The organism is Peribacillus phoenicis (assembly GCF_047238085.1).
GTDB lineage: Bacteria > Bacillota > Bacilli > Bacillales > DSM-1321 > Peribacillus.
Genome location: NZ_JBDFMF010000007.1, coordinates 1 through 1,863 on the forward strand (window position 1 = coordinate 1; position 1,863 = coordinate 1,863).

Below are 1,863 nucleotides of genomic sequence, written 5' to 3' on the forward strand. Positions count from 1 at the left end.
CAGGAAACCCTCTGTCCAACCCCGATATCCCCCAAAATTCTGATGCTGCAGTTGATGAAGAATATTCGATGTTAAAAAGACTCCAACAGGAGGCAATTGCTCGGTATAGGTATTACCACTAATAGGATATTCATTCAGACTTATATCAGTTGTAGCAATCCACGATCCATACTCACCTGCTTGTAGAGAGGGAGGCTTCATAAGAAAACGTCCTCGTAGAATAAAATGTCGAATTCTAATCTGGGGATCATCAAATATGGTTAAGTTGCCAGAGAATGTGGCATAAGGTGAATCAAATGTGATTTGTTTGGTGCTTTCATTCCAAAATCCATTAATCGGAATAGGTATACCACGAAAATTAACCGTACCAATTACCCTGTTATCTGTAATAGAGTTAATGATAAGTGTGCCCCAAATAATCGGTCTGCCAGCTATAGCAGCGTGGAAACCCCATACTGATGGGAATGGAAAACTAACCAAGGTAGTTACCTGAGAAGTTTCCAATGCTAAACTCTCCTTCATTAAAAGTTTATGTTCTGAGGAAAAAAGGATTAGATATGTTATTTACTCCCTTGTTTAAAGGAACAATCCCAGTATATGCACCACGAGCAGAATAATCCAATAAACAATGGAGAAGTATTACATAATTCCTCGCGTTTTTTAATTTCTTCAAGGATATGCTTATATAGGCGGTATACCTTACAATATGAATGGGCATTTCGTATTTAACTGAAGAGTATACCCTCAGAGGCAGTAATTTGAGGTGGAATTTCAAAATGGAGAGATACTTCTTCAAGAGGTCTAACTGTCCATTTTATAACTCCCTGTTTTTTGGCTGAAGTTTTGGGAGGAGAACTTGGTTGAGATGAAGAAGCCTTCATGATTGACTACTGCTTTTTCAAAATCATCATTCTACGCTTATGTAAATTCGTTTAAGAAACAGGATAATTCACATTATTGGAACTTTCCACTGACGGTAAAATATTAATCATATGCTTTTCTTTCTCAAGTTCCTTTAGAAGTAAGTAAATGTCCACATTACCTGTTTCTTTAAAAACTCTCCAAGTGAATTCATACATTTTAATCCCGCCTATCAATGTGATGGTTATTTGATTATCTTTGGCTAGGATATCCGAAACTATTCTACGTAAAATGCTAGGAGCAGTTAATTAAACACTTGGCTTAGAATCATCATTTCTTCAATTGTATAAAGCTGTCCACTTTGCTAAGTATGTTTTCAAGTTTATGTGACAGAATAGTATTTGTATTTTTTATTAATAAGTACATAAAAATGAGGTTGAAAAAATGCTCACTTTTATTGGGAAGTTAATTCTGCTTTTTGGTCTAGTCATTTTGGCAATGCGCTGTATGGGAAAGACTGTATTGGCTCAGTTGACTCCGCCTGATCTTGCCGCCATTGTGTTTCTTGTCACGTTGTCCGTCAGTCCTATCAGAGCCAATGGAATTGGACAGACCATTGTGGGAATCATTACGATTGTCATCATGTATCTGTTGTTTTCTAAATTAAGTCTTTTTCGCAGGTTAAATCGAATGTTCATTGGCCATCCAAGCATTTTAATCAAACATGGGAAAATCTCCAAAAAAGACTTACGGAAAACTCGCTTTTCTCTTGTGGAGCTATTGTCAACCATTCGAGCTGCAGGATATCCGAACATAAGGGACATCGATTATGTGATTCTGGAACCGAATGGAGAACTTAGTATATTGCCTAACCAATCTGTTGTTAATTTAACGCCTAGACACTTAAATATTGAAACAGACTATCAAGGGCTGCCGATTGCCATGGTCGTCGAAGGGAAAATCCAGCATAAAAATTTAAAATTAATCCAAAAGGATGAATGA

3 protein-coding genes are annotated in these 1,863 nt (G+C 36.8%); 1 reads left to right on the forward strand and 2 read right to left on the reverse strand.

Going from position 1 to position 1,863, the window contains the following annotated elements; genetic code table 11:
* The coding region (locus ABC374_RS28050; RefSeq protein WP_413020619.1) for a hypothetical protein at window positions 1-504 on the reverse strand (504 nt) is incomplete at its 3' end.
* Window positions 505-932: 428 nt separating this feature from the next.
* Complete coding sequence (locus ABC374_RS28055) at window positions 933-1,079, reverse strand: YqzL family protein (protein WP_082196741.1); 147 nt, start codon at window positions 1,077-1,079, stop codon at window positions 933-935.
* Window positions 1,080-1,305: 226 nt separating this feature from the next.
* Here ABC374_RS28055 and ABC374_RS28060 point away from each other — a divergent pair, with 226 nt between their 5' ends.
* A complete protein-coding gene (locus ABC374_RS28060; protein ID WP_413020621.1) occupies window positions 1,306-1,863 on the forward strand; it encodes a DUF421 domain-containing protein in 558 nt (185 codons plus the stop codon).